General features: G+C 68.2%; 19 protein-coding genes. 15 read left to right on the top strand and 4 right to left on the bottom strand.

What is annotated here, in order from left to right:
* Complete coding sequence (locus tag AC0IZS_RS12410; RefSeq protein ID WP_471635893.1) at positions 1-483, bottom strand: Lrp/AsnC family transcriptional regulator; 483 nt, start codon at positions 481-483, stop codon at positions 1-3.
* A gap of 167 nt (positions 484-650) precedes the next feature.
* Between AC0IZS_RS12410 and AC0IZS_RS12405 the strand changes: the two genes are divergently transcribed.
* The 3 genes from AC0IZS_RS12405 to AC0IZS_RS12395 all read left to right on the top strand — a co-directional run bounded on the left by AC0IZS_RS12405 (position 651) and on the right by AC0IZS_RS12395 (position 3,704).
* Positions 651-1,592, top strand: a complete 942-nt coding sequence (locus AC0IZS_RS12405; RefSeq protein ID WP_157412315.1) for an esterase/lipase family protein — start codon at positions 651-653, stop codon at positions 1,590-1,592.
* A gap of 18 nt (positions 1,593-1,610) precedes the next feature.
* Positions 1,611-2,597: a lipase secretion chaperone gene (locus AC0IZS_RS12400; protein WP_471635892.1), complete on the top strand. Its 987-nt coding sequence runs from the start codon at positions 1,611-1,613 to the stop codon at positions 2,595-2,597.
* Between the two features lie 138 nt (positions 2,598-2,735).
* Positions 2,736-3,704: a Bug family tripartite tricarboxylate transporter substrate binding protein gene (locus tag AC0IZS_RS12395; protein WP_471635891.1), complete on the top strand. Its 969-nt coding sequence runs from the start codon at positions 2,736-2,738 to the stop codon at positions 3,702-3,704.
* A gap of 27 nt (positions 3,705-3,731) precedes the next feature.
* Here the strand turns inward: AC0IZS_RS12395 and AC0IZS_RS12390 are convergent, their stop codons facing one another.
* Positions 3,732-4,628, bottom strand: a complete 897-nt coding sequence (locus tag AC0IZS_RS12390; RefSeq protein ID WP_471635890.1) for an esterase/lipase family protein — start codon at positions 4,626-4,628, stop codon at positions 3,732-3,734.
* 102 nt (positions 4,629-4,730) lie between these two features.
* On the opposite strand from AC0IZS_RS12390, the gene AC0IZS_RS12385 reads away from it, so the two are divergent.
* Both AC0IZS_RS12385 and AC0IZS_RS12380 read left to right on the top strand, forming a co-directional pair.
* Entirely contained in the window at positions 4,731-5,471 is a 741-nt protein-coding gene (locus AC0IZS_RS12385; RefSeq protein ID WP_471635889.1) for an FFLEELY motif protein, read from the top strand.
* Between the two features lie 68 nt (positions 5,472-5,539).
* Positions 5,540-7,228: an AMP-binding protein gene (locus AC0IZS_RS12380; RefSeq protein ID WP_471635888.1), complete on the top strand. Its 1,689-nt coding sequence runs from the start codon at positions 5,540-5,542 to the stop codon at positions 7,226-7,228.
* A gap of 15 nt (positions 7,229-7,243) precedes the next feature.
* On the opposite strand, the gene AC0IZS_RS12375 is transcribed toward AC0IZS_RS12380, so the two are convergent.
* Positions 7,244-7,813 carry a putative immunity protein gene (locus AC0IZS_RS12375; protein ID WP_471635887.1) on the bottom strand — a complete coding sequence of 190 codons (570 nt, stop codon included), beginning with the start codon at positions 7,811-7,813 and terminating at the stop codon, positions 7,244-7,246.
* 264 nt (positions 7,814-8,077) lie between these two features.
* Here AC0IZS_RS12375 and AC0IZS_RS12370 point away from each other — a divergent pair, with 264 nt between their 5' ends.
* From AC0IZS_RS12370 to AC0IZS_RS12330, 9 genes are all read left to right on the top strand, one after another.
* Complete coding sequence (locus tag AC0IZS_RS12370; protein WP_471635886.1) at positions 8,078-9,031, top strand: substrate-binding domain-containing protein; 954 nt, start codon at positions 8,078-8,080, stop codon at positions 9,029-9,031.
* 19 nt (positions 9,032-9,050) lie between these two features.
* Positions 9,051-10,646 (top strand): sugar ABC transporter ATP-binding protein, encoded by a 1,596-nt coding sequence (locus AC0IZS_RS12365; protein WP_471635885.1) that lies wholly within the window; start codon positions 9,051-9,053, stop codon positions 10,644-10,646.
* On the top strand, positions 10,643-11,632 hold the full coding sequence (locus AC0IZS_RS12360; RefSeq protein ID WP_471635884.1) for an ABC transporter permease: 990 nt from the start codon (positions 10,643-10,645) through the stop codon (positions 11,630-11,632). Before AC0IZS_RS12365 ends, AC0IZS_RS12360 begins: the two co-directional genes overlap by 4 nt.
* Positions 11,633-11,669: 37 nt before the next feature.
* Complete coding sequence (locus AC0IZS_RS12355; protein ID WP_471635883.1) at positions 11,670-12,683, top strand: LacI family DNA-binding transcriptional regulator; 1,014 nt, start codon at positions 11,670-11,672, stop codon at positions 12,681-12,683.
* A complete protein-coding gene (gene rbsK, locus AC0IZS_RS12350) occupies positions 12,680-13,633 on the top strand; it encodes a ribokinase (protein ID WP_471635882.1) in 954 nt (317 codons plus the stop codon). Before AC0IZS_RS12355 ends, rbsK begins: the two co-directional genes overlap by 4 nt.
* Positions 13,630-14,019: a D-ribose pyranase gene (gene rbsD, locus AC0IZS_RS12345; RefSeq protein WP_471635881.1), complete on the top strand. Its 390-nt coding sequence runs from the start codon at positions 13,630-13,632 to the stop codon at positions 14,017-14,019. Before rbsK ends, rbsD begins: the two co-directional genes overlap by 4 nt.
* 121 nt (positions 14,020-14,140) lie before the next feature.
* Positions 14,141-15,076, top strand: coding sequence for an MBL fold metallo-hydrolase (locus AC0IZS_RS12340; protein WP_471635880.1), 936 nt, complete (start codon positions 14,141-14,143; stop codon positions 15,074-15,076).
* Positions 15,077-15,355: 279 nt separating this feature from the next.
* The gene (locus AC0IZS_RS12335; RefSeq protein ID WP_471635879.1) at positions 15,356-17,719 is read left to right on the top strand and encodes a catecholate siderophore receptor Fiu; all 2,364 of its coding nucleotides are present in this window, start codon (positions 15,356-15,358) and stop codon (positions 17,717-17,719) included.
* A 90-nt stretch (positions 17,720-17,809) separates the two neighbouring features.
* Positions 17,810-18,487: a Fe2+-dependent dioxygenase gene (locus tag AC0IZS_RS12330; RefSeq protein WP_471635878.1), complete on the top strand. Its 678-nt coding sequence runs from the start codon at positions 17,810-17,812 to the stop codon at positions 18,485-18,487.
* Here AC0IZS_RS12330 and AC0IZS_RS12325 read toward each other — a convergent pair.
* Entirely contained in the window at positions 18,484-20,466 is a 1,983-nt protein-coding gene (locus AC0IZS_RS12325; RefSeq protein WP_471635877.1) for a lytic transglycosylase domain-containing protein, read from the bottom strand. The genes AC0IZS_RS12330 and AC0IZS_RS12325 overlap by 4 nt on opposite strands.
* A 14-nt stretch (positions 20,467-20,480) precedes the next feature.
* Between AC0IZS_RS12325 and AC0IZS_RS12320 the strand changes: the two genes are divergently transcribed.
* Positions 20,481-21,053, top strand: a complete 573-nt coding sequence (locus AC0IZS_RS12320; RefSeq protein WP_471635876.1) for a 5-formyltetrahydrofolate cyclo-ligase — start codon at positions 20,481-20,483, stop codon at positions 21,051-21,053.
* Positions 21,054-21,128 lie beyond the last annotated feature (75 nt).

The following is a 21,128-nucleotide window of genomic DNA, read 5'->3' as shown; positions in this document are numbered from 1 at the left end:
TCACACGGGCACTGCGGTGGTCGCCTTCACGCGGTCCAGCACGAAGCTGGTCTTGCAGTCCTGCACGCTGGGGTGCTTGAGCAGCGTGTCCATGATGAAGCGGCTGTAGTGCGCCATGTCGGCCACCACCACGCGCAGCAGGTAGTCCATCTCGCCGGTGAGCGAGGCGCATTCGACCACCTCGGGCCAGGTCTGCACGCTGGCGCGGAACACATCCATGGGGTTGCGTTTGTGGCTTTCGGTGTGCTTTTCGAGCCGCACATTGAGGTAGGCCGTGAGCCCCAGGCCCACCGCCTCGGGCGGCACCAGGGCCACGTAGCGCGCGATCACGCCCGCATCTTCGAGCCGTTTGACCCGGCGCAGCACGGCGCTGGGCGAGAGCCCCACCTGCTCGCCGATGACGTCGTAGGTCTCGCGGCCATTTTCCTGCAACCGGCGCAGGATGGCCCGATCCAGCTTGTCAAGTGCGTTGAGAGCAGTCATGGCGCAGGATTTTACGAAATTACCGGGCGCCGCGATGGCCCTTCACCAAACTCGGGTATGTCCCGATAGTGACACAGGGGGCTGCCAAAGAACAATGAATACCGCAAAAACGAACGACCGTTCTTTTTTGTGACAACCAAAAAATATCCATCAACGGAGACAAGCACATGACAGGTTTCTTTGGCCGCCTTCTGCGGCGACTGGCGCTCGCCGCTACCGCTTCGACACTGCTCCTGGGGGCCAGTGCCCATGCACAGGCCGGGTACACGCAGACGCGCTATCCCATCGTGCTGGTGCATGGCCTCTTCGGCTTCGACTCGGCGCTGGGCGTGGACTACTTCTACGGCATTCCCGATGCGCTGCGCCAGGGCGGCGCCAAGGTCTACGTGGCGCAGGTCTCGGCGGCCAACAGCACCGAGGTGCGCGGCGAGCAGTTGCTGGCCCAGGTGAAGAACATCCTGGCCATCACCGGCGCAGCCAAGGTGAATCTGGTAGGCCACTCGCATGGCGGCCCCACCGCCCGCTACGTGGCCGGCGTGGCCCCGGGCAAGATTGCTTCGGTGACCTCGGTGGGCGGCGTGAACCGCGGCTCGCGCGTGGCCGACATCCTGCGCGGCGTGGCGCCTGCGGGTTCTGTGTCCGAAACCGTCGCCAGCGGCGCGGCCTCGGCCCTGGTGGCGCTGATCAACCTGACCTCGGGCGGCTCGGGCCTGCCGCAGATGCCCACAGCGGCGCTCGACTCGCTGACCACGGCGGGCTCGGCCGCGTTCAACCGCCGCTTTCCGCAGGGCGTTCCCACGGCCGGCTGCGGCAATGGCGCCGAGCTGGTCAACGGCGTGCGCTACTACTCCTGGACGGGCACCAAGACCCTGACCAACGTGCTCGACGCCAGCGACGCTTTGCTCGGCGTGCTGGGCCTGGTCTTCGGTGAAGCCAACGACGGCCTGGTCTCGGCCTGCTCCTCGCGGCTGGGCACCCACCTGGGTGACTACCGCCAGAACCACCTCGACGAGGTGAACCAGCTCGTGGGCCTGCGCGACTGGTTCTCGACCGACCCCGTCACCCTGTACCGCCAGCAGGCCAACCGCCTCAAGGCTGCCGGCCTGTAATTTGCGATGATCGGCGCCATGGAACGCCTGCCCCGCCCCGCCGTGACCGCCATTGCCCTGGCACTGCTGGTCGCGGCCGTGCTCGGGTGGCGGGCCTGGCGGGCCGAGGCGAGCCAGGACACGGGGCCCGGCTCCGGCACGGCAGCACCTGTGGCAGGCGCTGCTCTGCCCGCTCGCAGCACGGCATCGGCAGCGCCTGCGTCCGCAGCGCTGGCCGCTGCTTCGGCCGCCATGTCGGCGGCCAGTGGCACCGACCCCTTGCTGGTGCCCGGCCTGCGCCACACGCTGGAGGCCCTCATCGCCGAGGCCGGCGAGGCCAAAGATCCCGAGGCGCTCAAGCAACGCCTGGCGCAGCTGGTGGGCCAGCGTTTCCCTGCCGCACTGGCCACCCGCGCCCTGGCGCTGGCCGAGCGCTATGTGGACTACCGCGTGGCGCTGGGCGCCTTGTCGGCCCCCCGCGACCCCAGCGATCCGCGCGCACTGCGCGAGGCCATCGAGGCGCGCCAGAAGGTCCGACAGCAGCATTTCCAGGAAGAAGAGTACGACGCCCTGTTTGCGCAGGAGGCCGAACTGGACCGCTACACCCTGGCGCGCCTGGAGATCGCGCGCAACACCCAGCTCTCGCCGCAGGAGCGTGCCAGTGCGCTGCGCGCCGCCGAGTCGGAACTCGCTCCCGAGCGCCGTGCCGAGCGCGCTGCTGCCACGGCGCACCTGGATGCAGCCGCACAGACCGCGACCTTCAACGCCCAGGGGGTGGGCGATGTCCAGCGCCACATGGCGCGCAGCGCCCAGTTCGGTGAGCAGGCCGCCCATGCCCTGGCCCAGTTGGACCGCGATGAGCAGCACTGGCAGAGCCGGCTCGACGAACTCAGCCAGGCCCGCACCCGGCAGGGCGATGCGGCTGCGCAGGCCCTGCGCCAGCAGCTGTTCTCGGCCGACGAGCTGCAGCGGGTGGACGCCGCACTGGCCCTGCGCGCCCTGCAGGCCACGGGTTCACTCCCCTGACGTGGCACTCCGAGGGGGCTTTGCCCTTTGTCGCGCCTGCACGCGGCCCCCTGCACCGGAGAACACCCATGCGGTAACAAAGGGTAAACCCTGTACAGATGCCTATACTGCGCATTCCCGGAAATCAAGAGGATCCCGATGTCGCTCCGTAGCACCTTGTTCAGTGTGGCCCTGGCCGCGGCGGCCAGCGCCGCCCTGGCGCAGACCCCGTCCGCCCCGATGACCATCGTGGTGCCCTACCCTGCGGGCGGCCCACTGGACACCTCGGCCCGCATCATCGCGGAAGGCGCCGCTGCGCAACTGGGCGCCATCAAGGTGGAAAACAAGCCCGGGGCCGGTGGCGGAACCGGTGCCGACCTGGTGGCCAAGTCGCCCTCCGGCAGCAACCAGTTGCTGATGGGCGCCGTGGCCACCCATGCCGTGAACCCCTGGCTGTACAAGAACTTCCCGTACAACCCGATCAAGGACTTCAAGCCCATCTCGCTCGTCGCCCGCACGCCCAACGTGCTGGTCGTGAATGCCGAGCAGGCCACCAAGCTGGGCATCAAGACCACGCCGGACCTGGTGCAGTACCTCAAGAAGAACCCCGACCAGGCCAAGTACGGCTCGGGCGGCAACGGCAGCATCGGCCACATCTCGGCCGAGATGTTCAAGTCGCTGACCAATACCAAGATGGGCCACACGCCCTTCCAGGGATCGAACCCGGCACTGGCGGCGCTGCAGTCGGGCCAGGTGCTGCTGGTGTTCGACAACCTCGCCTCGGCCCTGCCGCACATCCGCTCGGGCAAGCTGCACGCGCTGGGCGTGACGACCCTGAGCCGCAGCGATGCGCTGCCGCAGGTGCCCAGCATCAACGATGCCGTGCAGGGCTTCAACGTCTCGACCTGGTTCGGGCTGTTCGCACCGGCATCGCTGCCGCAGGCCGATGCGCAACGCTACGCGGCGGCCTTCACGGCCGCCATGCAGTCGGCGGCCGGCAAGGAGAAGTTCAAGCAGATGGGCATCACCCCCGAGGAGCTTACGCTGGATGGGTTTGCGCAATTCGTGCGCTCGGAAAACAGCAAGTACGAGTTCCTGATCCGGGCTGCGAAGATCAAGATCGAATAAGCGGCTGGGCTGGCGCGCCAGGCGAGGTCAGTCCTTGCCGATCTCGGCCAGGCAGGCGGCCATGACCTCGGGGTGCAGCGCCATCTGCACGTGCGCCAGGCCATCGAGGAAGCGGTTGTCCGCGCCCGCCAGGGTCGCCGTGCTGGCCGGAAAGACGATGTTGTCGCAGTTGGAGTACCAGCACACGAAGCGCTGCGCACGCCCCTGCGGCTCCCCGCTCAGCAGCGTCTTCACCCAGTCGCCCGCCAGGCTCATCTGGCGGCCATTGACGGCGCGGCTGAAACGCCCGAGCCAGGTGCCGCCATGCGGCGTGCCCAGGGTCAGGACACGGTGCACGCGCGCATCGGCTGCGTGCGCACGCAGCCAGGCCCGCACCGCCAGGCCGCCCATGCTGTGGCACAGCAGCACCGGCGCCATGCCGGTGGCAGCCGTCACGCGCAGCACGGCGTCCTCGATGATCGCGGCGTAGTCGTCGATGGAGCCCATCACGGGCTCCAGGTTCACCGCTACATGGGCATGGCCCTGTGCGCGCAGCGGCGCAAGCCAGCGCAACCACAGCCCCCGGTTGCACATGAAGCCATGCACCAGCACCACGCCGCGGCGGCCCGTGGCCTGCGGCGGCAGCCAGTCCCCCACGGCCTGGTGGCGAAACGGCTGGCGCCAGCAGAACACCACCAGCGCCACCCAGACCTCGGCCCACCAGGCCCTGACTACCTGTGAGGCACGGGCGCGAGGCGCACCATCGACCCGGTTGAGGTGCTGCATGAGCACGAACTCGATGGCCATCACCAGCCAGAACAGGGCCAGGGGCAGCAGCGCGCCAGCCAGGGCACGCGCCGGTGATTGCGGCCATTGCCAGGCCAGCCAGCCGGCTTCAATCAATGCCAGGATCAGGAGAAGGATTTTTTGCCAGCGCGCAATCATGGTTTGCAGTGGAGTTGTTTCCGGTCAACGGCAGCTGTTCAAGACCATTTTGAACAGGGTCTAATGGCATGCCCGCATTGTGCGGCCACACGAGAGGGACCTATGGACGCGGCCCAGACCATCCGCGACAGCATTGCCGATGTCAACGCCCTGCGCCTGCACCGCACCGGCGATGCGGCCCTGGGGGCCGCCGTGGCGACCGTCAAGACCCTGCAGGCGCGCCGCTTTGCGGGCACCTATGCCGACCTGATGGCTTCGCCCTCGTTTGGCCCCGCGGCGCGCTTCTTTCTGGAAGAACTCTACAGCGACCGTGACTACACGGCCCGCGACCAGCAGTTCGCCCGCATTGCCGGCACGCTGCAGACCATGTTCCCCCGCCCGGTGGTGGACACGGCCGTGGCCCTGGCCGTGTTGCACGCCCAGACCGAGAACCTGGACCAGGACATGGGCCGCGCCTGGGTGCAGACCGGCACAGCCGAACCCGAGGCCATGCGCTATACCACCGCCTGGCGCGCCGTGGGCCAGCGCGCCGGGCGCCAGCAGCAACTGGCGCGCGTGCTGGCCATGGGCCGCGACCTGGCGCGCCTGACCCGCGCGCCCGGTCTGCGCACCATGCTGCGCATGATGCGTGGGCCCGCCACGGCGGCCGGCATGGGCGCACTGCAGCAGTTTCTCGAAGCCGGGTTCGACACCTTTGGCCAACTGGCGCGCCAGCGCGGTGCGGTCGAGCAGTTCCTGGCGACCATCGAGCAGCGCGAGCAGGCCTTGATGCAATTGCTGTTCGAGGGCGATGCTGTCACCTCGGGGACCGAACTGGCCCGCACCCTAGGACAAGCCCGGTAGCTGACTGCACCCCTGCACTTCCACAATCGGTGCCATCTATCTACTGGTGAGCAAGAGGAAGACAACGCATGGAAAAGATCTGGCTCAAGAGCTACCCACCGGGCGTCCCGCACGACGTGAATCCCGACCAATACCGCTCCGTGGCCCATATGCTGGAAGAGTCCTTCCGCAAGAACGCATCGAACCCTTTCTCGGTCTGCATGGACCAGTGGATGTCCTATGGCGAGCTGGCCAAACTGTCCACCGCCCTGGGCGCCTACCTGCAAAGCCTGGGCCTGGCCCCCGGCGCGCGCGTGGCCATCATGCTGCCCAACGTGCCCCAGTTCGGTGTGACCATGGCCGCCGTGCTGCGCGCCGGCTACACCTGCGTGAACGTGAACCCGCTGTACACGGCGCGCGAACTGCAGCACCAGCTCAAGGATTCGGGCGCCACAGCCATCGTCATCCTGGAAAATTTCGCCCACACGCTGGCCGAAGTGATCGACAACACCGCCGTGCAGCATGTGGTCATGGCCTCCATGGGCGACCTGCTGGGCAGCGTGTACGGCCCGTGGATCACCTTCGCCGTGCGCCACCTGGCCAAGATGGTGCCCGCCTACGACCTGCCGCTGACCAACGGCCGCAAGGTCGTCAGCTTCAAGAAGGCGCTGGCACTGGGGGAGCGCCGCTCGCTTTCGCCCAGCCAGGCCACGCTCGACTCCATCGCCTTCCTGCAGTACACGGGCGGCACCACCGGCCTGTCGAAGGGGGCCGTGCTCACCCACCGCTGCATCGTGGCCGCCACGCTGCAGGCAGAGGCCTGGTTCACGCCCGCCATGTCCAGGGTGGGCGATCTCAGCAAGGCCAACAGCATCGCTGCGCTACCGCTGTACCACATCTTCGCGCTCACGCTGTGCCTGCTCGCCATCCGCCAGGGCTCCAGCCTGACGCTGATCCCGAACCCGCGCGATATCCCCAAGTTCGTCGGTGAACTCAAGAAGCGCCCCTTCCACATGCTGCCCGCCGTGAACACCCTGTTCAACGCCCTGCTGCAGAACCCGCAATTCCGCGCCCTCGACTTCTCGCACCTGTGCGTGTCGCAGGCCGGTGGCATGGCCGCATCGGAAGGCACGGCCAAGCAGTGGCAAAAGCTCACGGGCAGCACCATGATCGAAGGCTGGGGCATGAGCGAGACCTGCGCCATCGGCACCAACAACCCGGTGGACAGCACCGAGTTCAGCGGCACCATCGGCCTGCCGCTGCCCAGCATCGACATTGCCATCAAGGACGATGCAGGCAACAGTGTGGCGCAGGGCGAGTCGGGCGAGATCTGCATCCGCGGCCCGAACGTGATGACCGGCTACTACAACCAGCCCGAGGAAAACGCCAAGGCGTTTACTGCCGACGGCTTCATGCGCACGGGCGACGTGGGCATCATGGACGAGCGCGGCTACACGCGCATCATCGACCGCAAGAAGGACATGATCCTGGTCAGCGGCTTCAACGTCTTCCCCAACGAACTCGAGCAGGTCGTCTCGCTGTGCCCCGGCGTGGTGGAGTGCGCGGCCATCGGCATTCCCGACGAGAAGCAGGGCGAGGCGATCAAGATCTTCGTCATCAAGAGCGACCCGGCACTCAGCGAAGAGGATGTGGCCCGCTTCTGCCAGGAGAACCTCACCGGCTACAAGCGCCCCAAGTACATCGAGTTCCGCGACGAACTGCCCAAGAGCAACGTGGGCAAGATCCTGCGCCGGGAGTTGCGCGCGCCCACCGCCTGAGCGAACAGGGCAGGCCTACAGCGCCTGCCTCGGCGCGGACGAAGGCCAGGAGGCTGCGCGGACACCCTGGTCCAGCCCATGCAGGAGCCGGTCCAACCGGCTACGCCCTTGCCCACGCGCTGGCATCTGCAGCAGGACGTCGCGCACAGCCGGGGTCACCTGCCCGATGGCCCGGCGGACCTCGGCCTCGCTGGCCAGGGCATCGCCGGCGTTGTGCAACTCCAGCGCCAGTGCTGCACAGGCCGCAGGGCCCAGGATGTGTTGGGTCTGCCGGACATCCACCAGCGGATGGGTGTAGGCGCTTGCCGCCGCCAGCCCGGCGGCACGGGCGGCGGCTGCGGCGGCCGGGTCTGCCGATTCGCGCGCAGCCGCCAGCGCCGACACGGCGAGAGAACGCAGCCGGGCGGTCCGCCGCCCTCCGGCAGCAAACACCCGGCTGCCCTCTATCGCCTCGCGGGGCCGGGAATCCGAGCCCGCCTGCCCTTCGTAGATGGGCAGCGCCCTGTCGGCACAGTCTGCCGCCCAGCCGGCGACGGCCCGCAGCGACGCGAGGCTGAGGGAAAAATACGTGGCATCACGCGCCATTCTGTCCCCGTTCGTCTTTGCGCATCCACCTGATGGTATGCCGGTTTCTGCCCCATGCACGGCCATCCTGCGACCGCTTTCACTCACCGTGCAAGCCCGCTGAGTCGGGGTAAATACCGATAAGCAATCGTTTGCGCAAACGATTGCGGAAGATATGATCGCCAGGCGACCCAGCACTAGCTTGGCACGCCACCGGGGCTTTCGCGCTATTTCGCGCGGCTTTTCGGTGGCCGTGCCTCGCCCACCATTCCAACAGGAGACACCATGCAGTTCACCCGCCGTTCCGTTCAGACCGCCGCCGCCATTGCCGTGCTCGGCGGCATGCTTGCCAGCCCTGTCTGGGCGCAGGACAAGCCCAAGATCGCCCTGGTCATGAAATCGCTGGCCAACGAGTTCTTCCGCACCATGGAAGACGGCGCCAAGGCGCACCAGAAGGCCCATGCCAGCGAGTACATGCTGGTGGCCAACGGCATCAAGAACGAGACCGACACGGCAGCCCAGATCAAGATGATCGAGCAGGCCATGGCGCAGAAGGTCAGCGCCATCGTGCTCGCCCCGGCCGACTCCAAGGCGCTGGTGCCGGTGGTCAAGGCCGCTGTGGACAAGGGCATCATCGTGGTCAACATCGACAACCGCCTGGACGGTGATGCCTTGAAGGAAAAAAACCTCACCGTACCCTTCGTCGGCCCGGACAACCGCGCCGGTGCCAAGCTGGTGGGCGAGCACCTGGCCAAATCGCTCAAGTCGGGCGACAAGGTGGGCATCATCGAGGGCGTGTCGACCACCTTCAATGCGCAGCAGCGCACCCTGGGCTACAAGGACGCCATGCAGGCGGCCGGCATCACCGTGGTGGGCGTGCAGTCGGGCCAGTGGGAGATCGAGAAGGGCAATACCGTGGCTGCCGGCATGCTGCGCGAGCACCCCGACCTCACGGCCCTGCTGGCCGGCAACGACAGCATGGCGCTGGGCGTGGTGGCGGCTGTCAAGGCCGCGGGCAAGACCGGCAAGGTGCAGGTGGTGGGCTATGACAACATCGGCGCCATCAAGCCCATGCTGGCCGATGGCCGCGTGCTGGCCACCGCCGACCAGTACGCCGCCAAGCAGGCCGTGTTTGGCATCGAGCTGGCACAAAAGGCGATTGCCGCCAAGACGCCCCAGGCCCAGTTGCCCGCCGAGGTGAAGACCGACGTGGTGCTGATTACCAAGGGCAGCAAGTAAAACCCCACCGCTGGACGACATGGACCGACCGCTCCCCCCGCCGCCTGCGGCACCGCTGCTGTGCATCGACGCAGTGGGCAAGGACTACACCGCCACCGTGCTCGACGGCATCACGCTCGCACTGAACGCGGGCGAGGTGCTGGCGCTCACCGGGGAGAACGGTGCGGGCAAGAGCACCCTGTCCAAGATCGTCTGCGGGCTGGAATCGGCCACGCGCGGCGGCATGCGCCTGGGCGGCGAGACCTACGCCCCGGCCTCGCGTCGCGAGGCCGAGCGCCTGGGCGTGCGCATGGTGATGCAGGAACTGGGCCTGGTGCCCACGCTCACCGTGGCCGAGAACCTGCTCATGGGCCGCCTGCCGCACCGCGCGGGCTGGCTGCGGCGCGATGCGCTGCACACCGCTGCGCGCGCGCAGTTGGCCAAGATCGGCCTGGACAGCATCGACCCTGCCACGCCCGTGTCGCAGCTGGGCATAGGCCAGCAGCAGATGGTGGAGATTGCGCGCAACCTGCAGGACGACACGCGCATCCTGGTGCTCGACGAGCCCACGGCCATGCTCACCCCGCGCGAGACCAGCTACCTGTTCGACCAGATCGCGCGCCTCACGGCCCGCGGTGTGGCCATCGTCTACGTATCGCACCGCCTGGAAGAACTGCGCCGCATTGCCGACCGCGTGGCCGTGCTGCGCGACGGCCGCTTGGTGGACGCGCGCCCCATGGCCGGCATGAGCGAGGACGACCTGGTGCAGCGCATGGTGGGCCGCTCCGTCAGCGACCTGGAACACCGCCCGCGCCGCGTGGCCGGGCCGGTGGTGATGAGCGCCCAGGCCATCGGCCGGGGTACCGCCGTGCAGGACGTGAGCCTGGAACTGCGTGCGGGCGAGGTGTTCGGCATTGCGGGCCTGGTGGGCTCGGGCCGCACCGAACTCCTGCGAGTGCTGTTCGGCGCGGACCGCGCCGACCGGGGCAGCGTGGCGCTGCACCCCGATGAATCCACTGCGGGTGACGCCCCGCGCGTGCTGCCGCGCGGCTTTGCCTCGCCGCTGCAGGCCATTGCCGCCGGCGTCGGCCTGGTCACGGAGGACCGCAAGTCCCAGGGCCTGCTGCTGGGCCAATCGATCCGCGTCAATGCCACGCTGTCCGACCTGTCTGCGATCTCGCGCGCGGGCTGGCTGCAGCGCGCCAAGGAAAACCGCCTGGTGCAGGGATTCGTCCAGACGCTGGGCATCCGCTGCCGCAGCCCCGAGCAGCCCGTGGGCACGCTCTCGGGCGGCAACCAGCAGAAGGTGGTTTTCGCGCGCTGGCTGCACCGCGAGGGCCGGGTGCTGCTGCTCGACGAACCCACGCGCGGCGTGGACGTGGGCGCGCGCGCCGAACTCTATGGCGAACTCGACCGCATGGCCGCCAGCGGGCGCGCCCTGCTCATGGTCTCGTCCGACCTGCGCGAGCTGATGGCCATGGCCGACCGCATCGGCGTGATGAGCGCGGGCCGTCTGGTGGCCGTGTTCGAGCGCGGGCAGTGGTCCGAGCAATCGCTGCTGGCCGCCGCATTCTCCGAGCCCGGTGGCCGCGAAGCCCCGGGCCATTCTTCCTCTTCCACCCCCGCCACCGCATGAACGCCCACGCATCCCCTGCTGCTGCTCCAGCGCCCCGCCCCACGCCCGCCTGGCGCAGCCAGCTGGGCACCTACCTCGGGCTGCTGGCCGTGCTGGCGGGCATGGTGGCGCTGTTCTCCAGCCTCTCCGACTATTTCTGGAGCGTGGAGACCTTCGTCACCATCGCCAATGAGATCCCGGCGCTGGCCGTGATGGCCGTGGGCATGACCTTCGTGCTCATCATCGCGGGCATCGACCTCTCGGTGGGCTCGGTGATGGCGCTGGCTGCCGCCACCTCGGCCGCAGCCATCGTGCAGTGGAAGTGGAGCGTGCCCGCCGCCGCGCTGCTGGCGCTGGCCACGGGCCTCATCTGCGGCACCGTCACCGGGGCCGTGTCGGTGGCCTGGCGCCTGCCGTCCTTCATCGTCTCGCTGGGCATGCTCGAAGCCGTGCGTGGCGGCGCCTATGTGGTCACGGATTCGCGCACGCAGTATGTGGGCGATGCAATCTCGTGGCTGTCCGCGCCGATGCTCGGCGGCGTCTCGGTGGCCTTTCTGATTGCGCTGGCACTGGTGGTGGTGGCGCAACTGGTGCTCACGCGCACGGTGTTCGGCCGCTGCGTGGTGGGCATAGGCACCAACGAGGAGGCCATGCGCCTGGCCGGGGTAGACCCACGGCCCATCCGCGTCATCGTGTTCGCGATCACGGGCCTGCTCGCCGGTCTGGCCGGGCTGATGCAGTCGGCACGCCTGGAAGCGGCCGACCCCAATGCCGGCACGGGCATGGAGCTGCAGGTGATCGCGGCCGTGGTGATCGGCGGCACCAGCCTGATGGGTGGGCGCGGCTCGGTGGTGAACACGGCCTTCGGCGTGCTGATCATCGCGGTGCTGGAGGCCGGTCTGGCGCAGGTGGGAGCCAGCGAGCCCAGCAAGCGCATCATCACGGGGGTGGTGATCGTCGCGGCGGTCATCGTCGACACCTTGCGCCAGCGGCGCGCTGCGGCCTAAGCCCTCCCTACGAATTTCCTGTTTCACCATTTTCTCCATGGCTACTATCAAGGACGTTGCGCGGCATGCCGACGTATCGGTCACCACCGTATCCCACGTGGTCAACGGCACACGCCACGTGAGCCCCGAGGGGCGCGAGCGCGTGGAAAAGGCCATCCGCGCCCTGGGCTACGTGCCCAGCGCCATTGCGCGCAGCCTCAAGAGCAACAACACGCGCACGCTGGGCATGCTGATCCCCAACAGCTCCAATCCCTACTTCGCCGAGATCGTGCATGCGGTGGAAGACCGCTGCTTTGGCGCGGGCTACAACCTCATCCTGTGCAACACCAACGATGAGGCGCACCGCCAGGGCAGCTACCTGCAGGTGCTGGCCGAGCGGCGCATCGACGGGCTGATCGTCGTCTCCACCGGGCACGACGCCACCCTGCCCACGCAGCTGGCGGGCCTGTCCATTCCCACCGTGCTGGTGGACCGCGAGATCGAGCTGGCCGAACAGCAGCCCTGCGACCTGGTCGAAACCGCCCACATGCAGGGCGGCCTGCTGGCCACGCGCCACCTGCTGTCGCTGGGCCACCGGCGCATTGCCTGCATCGGCGGGCCCGAGGGCATTGCGCCCAGCGAGCAGCGCATCGCCGGCTGGCGCGCCGCGCTGGCCGATGCCGGCTGCGGCACGGGCGAAGGCCTGCTGTGGCATGGCAACTTCACCAGCCAGGGCGGCTACGAGGCCATGCATGCCGTGCTGCGCGCACAGCAACCGCCCACCGCCGTGTTCGTCTGCAACGACCTGATGGCCATGGGCGCACTGTGCGCAGCGCATGAGCGCGACCTGCGCGTGCCCGAAGCCCTGTCCATCATGGGCTTCGATGACATCGAGCTCACGGCCTTCACCAGCCCGCCGCTGACCACCGTGGCCCAGCCCAAGCAGCGCATCGGCGCGCTGGCGGTGGACATGCTGCTCGAGCGCATCGACGGCAAGCGCCAGGATGCGCGCAAGGTCATGCTGCAACCCGAGCTGCGCGTGCGTGCCTCCACGGCACAAGTCCAGCCATGACGGGCATGGCGGCGCACGACACGCCCACCATCGCCGTGGTGGGCAGCCTCAACATGGACCTGGTGCTGCAGGTGGCCCAGGCCCCCGGCCCGGGCGAGACCGTGCTGGCCCAGGCGCTGCACCTGGTGCCCGGTGGCAAGGGCGGCAACCAGGCCGTGGCCTGCGCACGCCAGGGCGCTCGGGTGCATCTGTTCGGCCGCGTGGGCGGCGATGCCTACGGGCATACGCTGCGCTCCAGCCTGGCACAGGACGGCATCGACCACAGCGGCGTGCAGACCGACCCCACAGAGACCACAGGTGTGGCGGCCATCACCGTGGAAGCCACCGGGCAGAACCGCATCGTCGTGGTACCCGGCGCCAATGGCCGCTTCGAACTCGATACGCAGGCCCTCGGCGCCGTGCTGGCCCAGGCCCACAGCCTGGTGCTGCAGTTCGAGACCCCCTTGCCCCAGGTGCTGGCCGCCGCGCAGCAGGCGTTTGCAGCCGACTGCCGCGTGTTGCTCAACCCCTCGCCCATCCAGCGCCTGCCCGAGGGCCTGTGGCCGCTGGTGCACACGCTGGCGGTCAACGAGGTGGAGGCCGCCGCCCTGGCGGGCACGGCCGTGGAGTCGGTTGCCGATGCCGCCGTGGCGGCCCAGACGCTGCGCGGCCTGGGGCCGGCGCAGGTGGTGGTCACGCTCGGTGCCGCCGGCGCCGTGGCCGCCGACACCCTGGGCAGCACGCACCACCCGGGTATGGCCGTGAAGGCCGTGGACACCACCGCCGCAGGCGACACCTTCCTTGGCGCACTGGCCGTGGCCCTGGCGCGCGGCGAGCCGCTGAACGCCGCCGTGCGGGATGGCATTCGCGCGGCCGCACTGTGCGTGACACAGGCGGGGGCCCAGCCCTCCATCCCCACCCGGACCGCCGTGGCGGCCAGCCCGCAACCACCCGACTGGATCCCGCTGTGAAACGCACGACCTTGCTGCACGCCGAACTCTCCCACGCCATTGCCTGCCTGGGCCATGGCGACATGCTGGTGATCGGCGACGTGGGCCTGCCCATCCCGCCCGGCCCCCGGCGCATCGACCTGGCGCTGACACCGGGAATCCCCGCCGTGGCCGATGTGCTGCAGGCCGTGCTGGCGGAAATGCAGGTGGAGCGCGCCGTGATCGCCAGTGAGGCCGTGGAGCGTGCCGCAGGGGCACTGCCCGGCTGGTGCACCCTGCCTGTGGCGCCCGAAGCGGTGCCACACGAAGAGTTCAAGCGCCTGTGCCGCGAAGCCCGCGTGATGGTGCGCACGGGGGAGTGCACGCCCTATGCGAACGTGATCCTGTGCGCCGGTGTGACGTTCTGATGCAATCTGCCCGGTAACGCACGGGTTTTGGATAAGCCGGCAGACGCTCGCGCTGGGTTAGGCTGGCAGATCGCAGCAGCGGGCCGCCCGCTGCGCCACGCCATCTGCCAGTCCCCTCCTGATGCCCACGCCAGCCTCTGCCGCGCCCTTTCTGCCCCCTGAAATCGCCGTGCTGGAACGCGGCTGGCTCTCGGCCAACAACATCCTGTTTATCGGCCACTACGACACCGCCGTGGTGGACACCGGCTATTGCAGCCATGCCGAGCAGACCGTGGCGCTGGTGCAGGCAGCCCTGGGCGGCAGGCCGCTGGACCGGGTGCTCAACACCCACCTGCACAGCGACCACTGCGGCGGCAACGCTGCGCTGCAAAAGGCCTGGCCGCGCGCACTCACCTCCATACCGCCCGGGCAGGCCCGGCACGTGCGCCAATGGGACGCCTATGCACTGAGCTACACGCCCACCGGTCAGCAGTGCCCGCCGTTCCGTGCCGACACGCTGCTGGACCCCGGCTCCTGCGTGCTGCTGGGCGACCGCACCTGGCAGGTGCATGCCGCGCCGGGGCACGACACCCATTCCATCGTGCTCTTCGAGCCGCGCGATGCGATCCTGATCTCGGCCGATGCGCTGTGGGAGAACGGCTTCGGAGTGGTCTTCCCCGAACTCGAAGGCGAGGATGCCTTCGCCCAGGTGGGCGCCACGCTGGACCTGATCGAGCGCCTGGCGCCGCGCACGGTGATCCCGGGCCACGGCCCGGTGTTTGCCGACGCGCCGCGCGCCATCGAGGGCGCACGCCGCCGCCTGGACGGCTTCGTGCGCAACCCGCACAAGCATGCGCTCTACGCCGCCAAGGTGCTGCTCAAGTACAAGCTGCTCGAGTGGCAGCAGATCAGCCTCGCAGATCTCACGGCCTGGACACAGGCCACGCCCTACTTCGGCATGCTGCACGAACGCCACTTCGCCGACCAGGACGAAGGCGGCTGGCTGCAGGGCCTGATGGACGAACTCGTGCGCTCGGGCGCTGCCGTGCGCCGGGGCGAAGTGCTGCACAACGCCTGAAGGCACCCCAAGGCCGCAGCAGCCCCACCCCAGGCGGCTGCCTGCCGCGGGCATGTTGCCGCACTGCCACATTGCGGCCCTTTTCAGGGCGAATTCTGCCGTACTGCAGCGAGATGTAACCGCTATCAAATGATAGTAGTTATCATTCAACGTTCTTTGCGGGCTGGCGCCGCCAGCCGCGAGACCCCAGCCAGCCAACGGCAGGACCCCGCGCCATGGCGTGCCGTGTTGTCCCTGTAGCCAGCCAAGTTCCGTTCATTCATTCACACGGATCCTTCCATGGCGCACAACACTACATACATCAAGAGCCGCAAACACCCCGTCGCGGGCGCGCGCATCACGCCCGTCGGCATGGCGGCAGCCGCCGCCCTTGTGGCACTGGGCATGCCGGTACAGGCACAGACCGCCTCCAGCGGCACCCTGCCGGAGGTGAAGGTCGAATCGGCGGGCGATGCGGGTTACAAGGCCGGCACAGTCTCCTCGCCCAAGTTCACCCAGCCGCTGCTGGACACCCCCCAGACCATCTCGGTCGTCAAGGAGCAGGTGCTGCGCGAGCAGGCCGCTTCGACCCTGACCGAAGCGCTGCGCAACACCCCCGGCGCCGGCACCTTCTATCTCGGTGAGAACGGCAACACCAGCACGGGCGACGCGATCTACATGCGCGGCTTCGACAGCTCCAGCAGCATCTTCGTGGACGGCGTGCGCGACCTGGGCTCCGTCTCGCGCGACGTGTTCAACATCCAGCAGGTCGAAGTGGTCAAGGGCCCGGCCGGCACCGACACCGGCCGCACCTCCCCCACCGGCGCCATCAACCTGGTGAGCAAGCAGCCGACGCTGGAAAACAGCTTCGCCGCATCGCTGGGCGCGGGCAGCGCCTCGTACAAACGCGGCACGGTGGACTGGAACAAGGCCCTGGAGGCCTACCCGGGCGCCGCCTTCCGCCTGAACGTGATGACCGAGGACTCCGGCGTTGCCGGGCGCGACCTGGTCAAGAACAAGCGCTGGGGCATCGCGCCGTCGCTGGCCCTGGGCCTGAACTCACCCACCCGCGTGTTCCTGAACTACCTGCACGTCACGCAGGACAACATGCCCGATGGCGGCGTGCCCACCATCGGCCTGCCCGGCTACACCTCGCCGGACGCGCTGGCCCTTGCCAACCGCCGCCCCTTCCTGAACAGCGCAGGGCGCGTGGATTCGAGCAACTTCTACGGCACCACCTCGGACTTCGCGAGCGTGGACATGGACATGGTCACGGCGCGCATCGAGCACGACTTCGCCTCGGGCACGAAGCTGCGCAACACCACGCGCTTCGGCCGCACGCACAACGACTACCGCCTGACCGCCTTCATGGGCGGCGGCTTCCCTGCCACGGGTGCGCTCACGGCGGCCTCGGCCCTGCTGGCCACGCCCAACCCGAACGATCCCTCCACCTGGACCGTGACGCGCAACCTGCCGACCAACGTCAACCAGACCAACAAGATCGCCGTCAACCAGACCAGCCTGACCACCACGGTCCATACCGGTTCGGTGCAGCACGACCTGAGTGCAGGCCTGGAACTGTCGCGCGAAGAGCAGACCAACCTGGGCTACTACGGCCAGGGGTTTGCCAGCGTGAACACCACGTACGCACCCGCCGGCTCGCTGCCTGCAGCCAACCTGTACAACCCCAACCCCAATGTGACGGGCTTCAACCGCATCGCCAACGGCGCCTGGTCCAAGGGCGTGACCAACACCGTGGCAGCCTACCTGTTCGACACCGCCAAGCTGTCGCCTGAATGGCAGATCACGGGCGGCGTTCGCGTGGACCGCTTCAAGACCGCCTTCGATGCCGTGACGCAAGGCGCGCTGCCGGCCGGCGTGCTCACGCCGTCCGCGCTGAGCCTGTCCGACACGCTGATCGGTGCCAAGGTCGGTGTGGTCTACAAGCCTGCAACCAACGGCAGCGTGTACGCGCTGTACGCCACGTCGGCACAGCCCCCGGGTGGCACCAACAACCAGCTGAGCGCTGCCGCCAACAATGCGTCCAACCCCAAGTTCGACCCGCAGAAGGCCAAGACCATCGAGGTCGGCACCAAGTGGGACGTGCTGGGCAACCGCCTGGCCCTGGCCGGCGCGCTGTACCGCACTGATGTCACCAATGACATCGAAGTGGATCCCACCAACGCAGCCAACTTCGTGCAGACCGGCAAGAAGCGCGTGCAGGGCCTGGAGCTGACCGCCATCGGCGCCATCACCAACGACTGGTCGCTGAGCGCGGGCTACACCACCATGGACACCAAGGTGCTCAGCGGTGTGCCCAAGACGGCCGACGGAACCACGGCCCTGGCCTACACGCCCAAGAATGCCTTCACGCTGTGGAGCACCTACCGCCTGCCCTTCGGCGTGACGATCGGCGGCGGTGCACGCTACGCCGGCAAGCTGCTGCGCGGCACCGACGGTGCCGTGGGCACGCCCGCCTATACCGAGGCCTACTGGGTCTTCGATGCCATGGCCTCCTACCGCATCAACAAGAACCTGGACGTCCAGCTCAACGTATACAACCTGGCCGACAAGGACTACGTGGCGGCCATCAACAAGAGCGGCTACCGCTACACGCCAGGCATCCCTCGCTCGGCGCGCCTGACGGCCAACTTCACGTTCTGATCGAGCGCAAAGTGACAGCCTAAGAACCTGTCTACCATCCAAGGGCCCCGGCAACCCCGGGGCCTTCCCGTTTCTGAAAGGCCTTTCGAGATGATGCTGCACATCCCCAACGTCCTCACACCCGAGCAGGTGCGCGCCATGCGCGCCGCCATCGATGCGGCCGAATGGGTGGACGGCCGGGCGACCGTGGGAGCGCAAGGCGCACAGGTCAAGAACAACCGGCAGTTGCCCGAAAACGCCCCTGTGGCGCAGGAGCAGGGGCGCATCGTGCAGCAGGCGCTGGCCGTGCATCCCCTGTACTTCGCTGCAGCGTTGCCGCTGCGCACCGTGCCACCGCTGTTCAACCGCTATGCAGGCGGCGAGACCTACGGCCTGCACGTCGATGGGGCCATGCGCCCCCTGCCCCACGGGACGGCATTGCGCACCGACCTGTCATGCACCCTGTTCCTGTGCGAACCCGAGGACTACGAAGGGGGCGAGTTGGTGGTGGTGGACACCTATGGCGCGCACGAGGTCAAGCTGCCCGCGGGCGACCTGGTCCTCTACCCCTCGACCAGCCTGCACCGCGTGGAGCCGGTCACGCGCGGCGAGCGCGTGTGCTCGTTCTTCTGGGTGCAGAGCATGGTGCGCGACGATGCGCGCCGGGCCATGCTGTTCGAGCTCGACCAGACCATCCAGAAGCTGCGCGCGCGCCTGGGAGAGACCGAGGAGACCGTCTCCCTGACGGGCCAGTACCACAACCTGCTGCGGATGTGGTCTGAGGTTTAGGGCAGGTCCTTGTTCACTTCGGGAGTGGCGGCGTCGCGCGGCCCGATGGTGCCCAGGCGGCCCTTGAGCGACTGGGGCTGACCGGTGAGCATGGCCGCATAGTTGGTGGTATTGGCCAGCACCTTCTTCACGTAGTCACGGGTTTCGCCGAATGGCACGTTCTCGGCCCAGATGGCGGCATCCAGCACCGGGCCGTTGCGCCAGCTGCGCGGCCGGCCGGGGCCGGCGTTGTAGGCGGCGGCAGCCATGGGCATGGAGCCCGCGAAGTCATCAAGCGCCAGCTTGAGGTAGGCGGTGCCGATGGCGATGTTGGTGTCGCGGTCGTTGATCTGGTCGGCCGTGAAGTTGTTCATGCCGATCTTCTTGGCCGTCCAGCGCGCAGTGGCGGGCATCACCTGCATCAGGCCCGAGGCGCCTACGTGCGAGCGCGCGTCCATGATGAAACGGCTTTCCTGGCGGATCAGGCCGTACACATAGGCCGGGTCCAGGCCGATGCCATTGGCGCGCTCGACCACGGCCGCGCGAAACGGCGTGGGAAAGCGCTGGCTGGTCTCGATCACGCTGCGCGTGCGCTCGCTGGTGTTGATGCAGCGGTCCCAGACCTCGCGGGCACAGGCGAAATCGGCGGCGGCCAGCAGTTCGCGGTCGGGCATGCCGCCTGGGATGTGCAGGTTGGTGGCGTAGTTCCACTCGCGCACGCCCTCGGTGCGCAGGCCCAGGAAGATCGCGTACAGCCCCCGGTTGAGCCCGGGGTTGGCGCGCGCAGCCGCTTTTTCCTCGGCTGTGAGCGGCGCAGGTGCTGGCGGCATGGTGATGCGCTGGCCCAGTTCTTCGGTGGCCAGTTGCTCGTAGAAGCCGCGCGTGCTGGCAATGCCTTCGAGCAGTTGGCGGGCTTCGGCGCGCTCGGCCTCGCTCGGTTTGCCGGCCAGCAGGGAGCGGGCCTTCCAGTACACCCAGGTGCTGTCCTGGCGGCCTTCCTCGCTCATGGCGTCGATGGCCTTGCGCACCACCTTCCACTGGCCGGCACGCAGGGCCGCGCGCACCTTCCAGCCGAGCAGGTCGTCGTTGAGATCGGCGTCCCGGGTGATCTTGGCGAAGTGGCCATTCGCGTCGGACGACAATTTTTGGGCCAGTTGCTTGCCGATCACGCCCCAGACCCAGTTGCGCTCCTCGGGCGAGAGGTGCACGCTCCATTTGCTGTCGAGCTGGGCGGCGGCATTGTCCGGGTCACCCCCGGCGAGCTTGACGAGGGCCAGCGTCACCAGCTCCTGGCGCACCTGGCCGCGGGCCGTGGCACGGGCCGTGAGGTACTTGGTGGGCGCATCCATCAGCTCCTTGACCTGGGCCACGGCATCGGGCGCGACGATCTCCACGGCATTGCGTACCACGCGCGGCCGGTTGGCATCCACCGCGAAGCGCGCCTTGCGCCAGACATCCAGGGCACTGATCTTTTTGGTCGCGTAGAACTGGCTGGCTGCATGGGTGCAGCCGTCGTCGTTATCGCGCAAGGCGTACCAGTTGCGTTTGATGTCCTCGGCGGCGCCAGGCTGGGGACTGCCTTTGATGTCATCGATCAGCAGGGCGTAGCAGCGCACCTCGCGGTCGTCGGACATGCGGTAGCTGGGGTGCTGCTCGGCGAACTGGGCCCAGTCGCGCCGCTGGCCCAGCAGCAGCAGCCAGTCGTTGCGCATGCGGTCTTCCTGGTAGCTGCCGGCATAGCGCTGCATGAAGGACTGGATCTCCGAGGGCGGTGCCTCGCCCAGGCGCAGCCTGAGCTCCCAGTAGCCGGCCCAGGGCTCCAGCACGTGGCCGCGCGCGGCGGGCAGCAATTGCTCCAATTTCTTGCGGTCGCCACGCTTGAACGCCTGCTGCATCTCCAGCAGGGTATCGTCGGCCTTGGTTTGCGCCTGGACAAGGGGCGCGGTGGTGGCCAGCACGGCGCTGACCAGCAGCGGTGTCAGAATCTGAGTCAATTGCATGGGGGAATTATCTGATGGACAAAGCAGCCCTGCGGCGCGCATTGATAGAAGAACGCCTGAATCTGCCCGATCGCCTACAGCGGGCCGACCTGTTACAACAGGTAATGCGGATCTGGCTCGTGAACCGGCCCGACACGGTCATCGGCGCCTACTGGCCCATCAAGGGCGAATTCGACCCACTTCCCGCCCTGCACCGCTGGAAGGAAGATGGCGAACTGCTGGACGAGCCCCAGTTGCGCCGCATCGGCCTGCCGGTGGTCAACAAGCAGCACAAGACCCTGACTTTCCACGCCTGGTATCCCGGCTGCCCCATGGAGGAGGACGCCTACGGCATCCCCAAGCCCAAGGACACCGAAGTCATCGTGCCCACCCTGCTGTTCGTGCCCTGCGTGGGCTATGCGCCCGGCGGCTATCGGCTGGGCTATGGCGGGGGCTTCTACGACCGCACCCTGGCCACGCTGCAGCCCAAGCCCTTCACCGTGGGGCTGGGCTTCACCAATGGCTACCTGGACGATTTCGAGCCGGAATCCTGGGATGCGCCGCTGGACGCGATCCTGAACGACAACGGCGTCGTCTGGCCGGTATAGGCTCCCCCTGAGTCGCCTACGGCGCCTTCCCCCTGAGGGGGACGCCACCAGTGGCCTGGCAAAGCCAGTTCCACG

This window comes from Acidovorax sp. AC410, from assembly GCF_979253235.1.
Note: the sequence above shows the minus strand (reverse complement) of the source record. Positions and strands in the feature narration are given on the sequence as shown.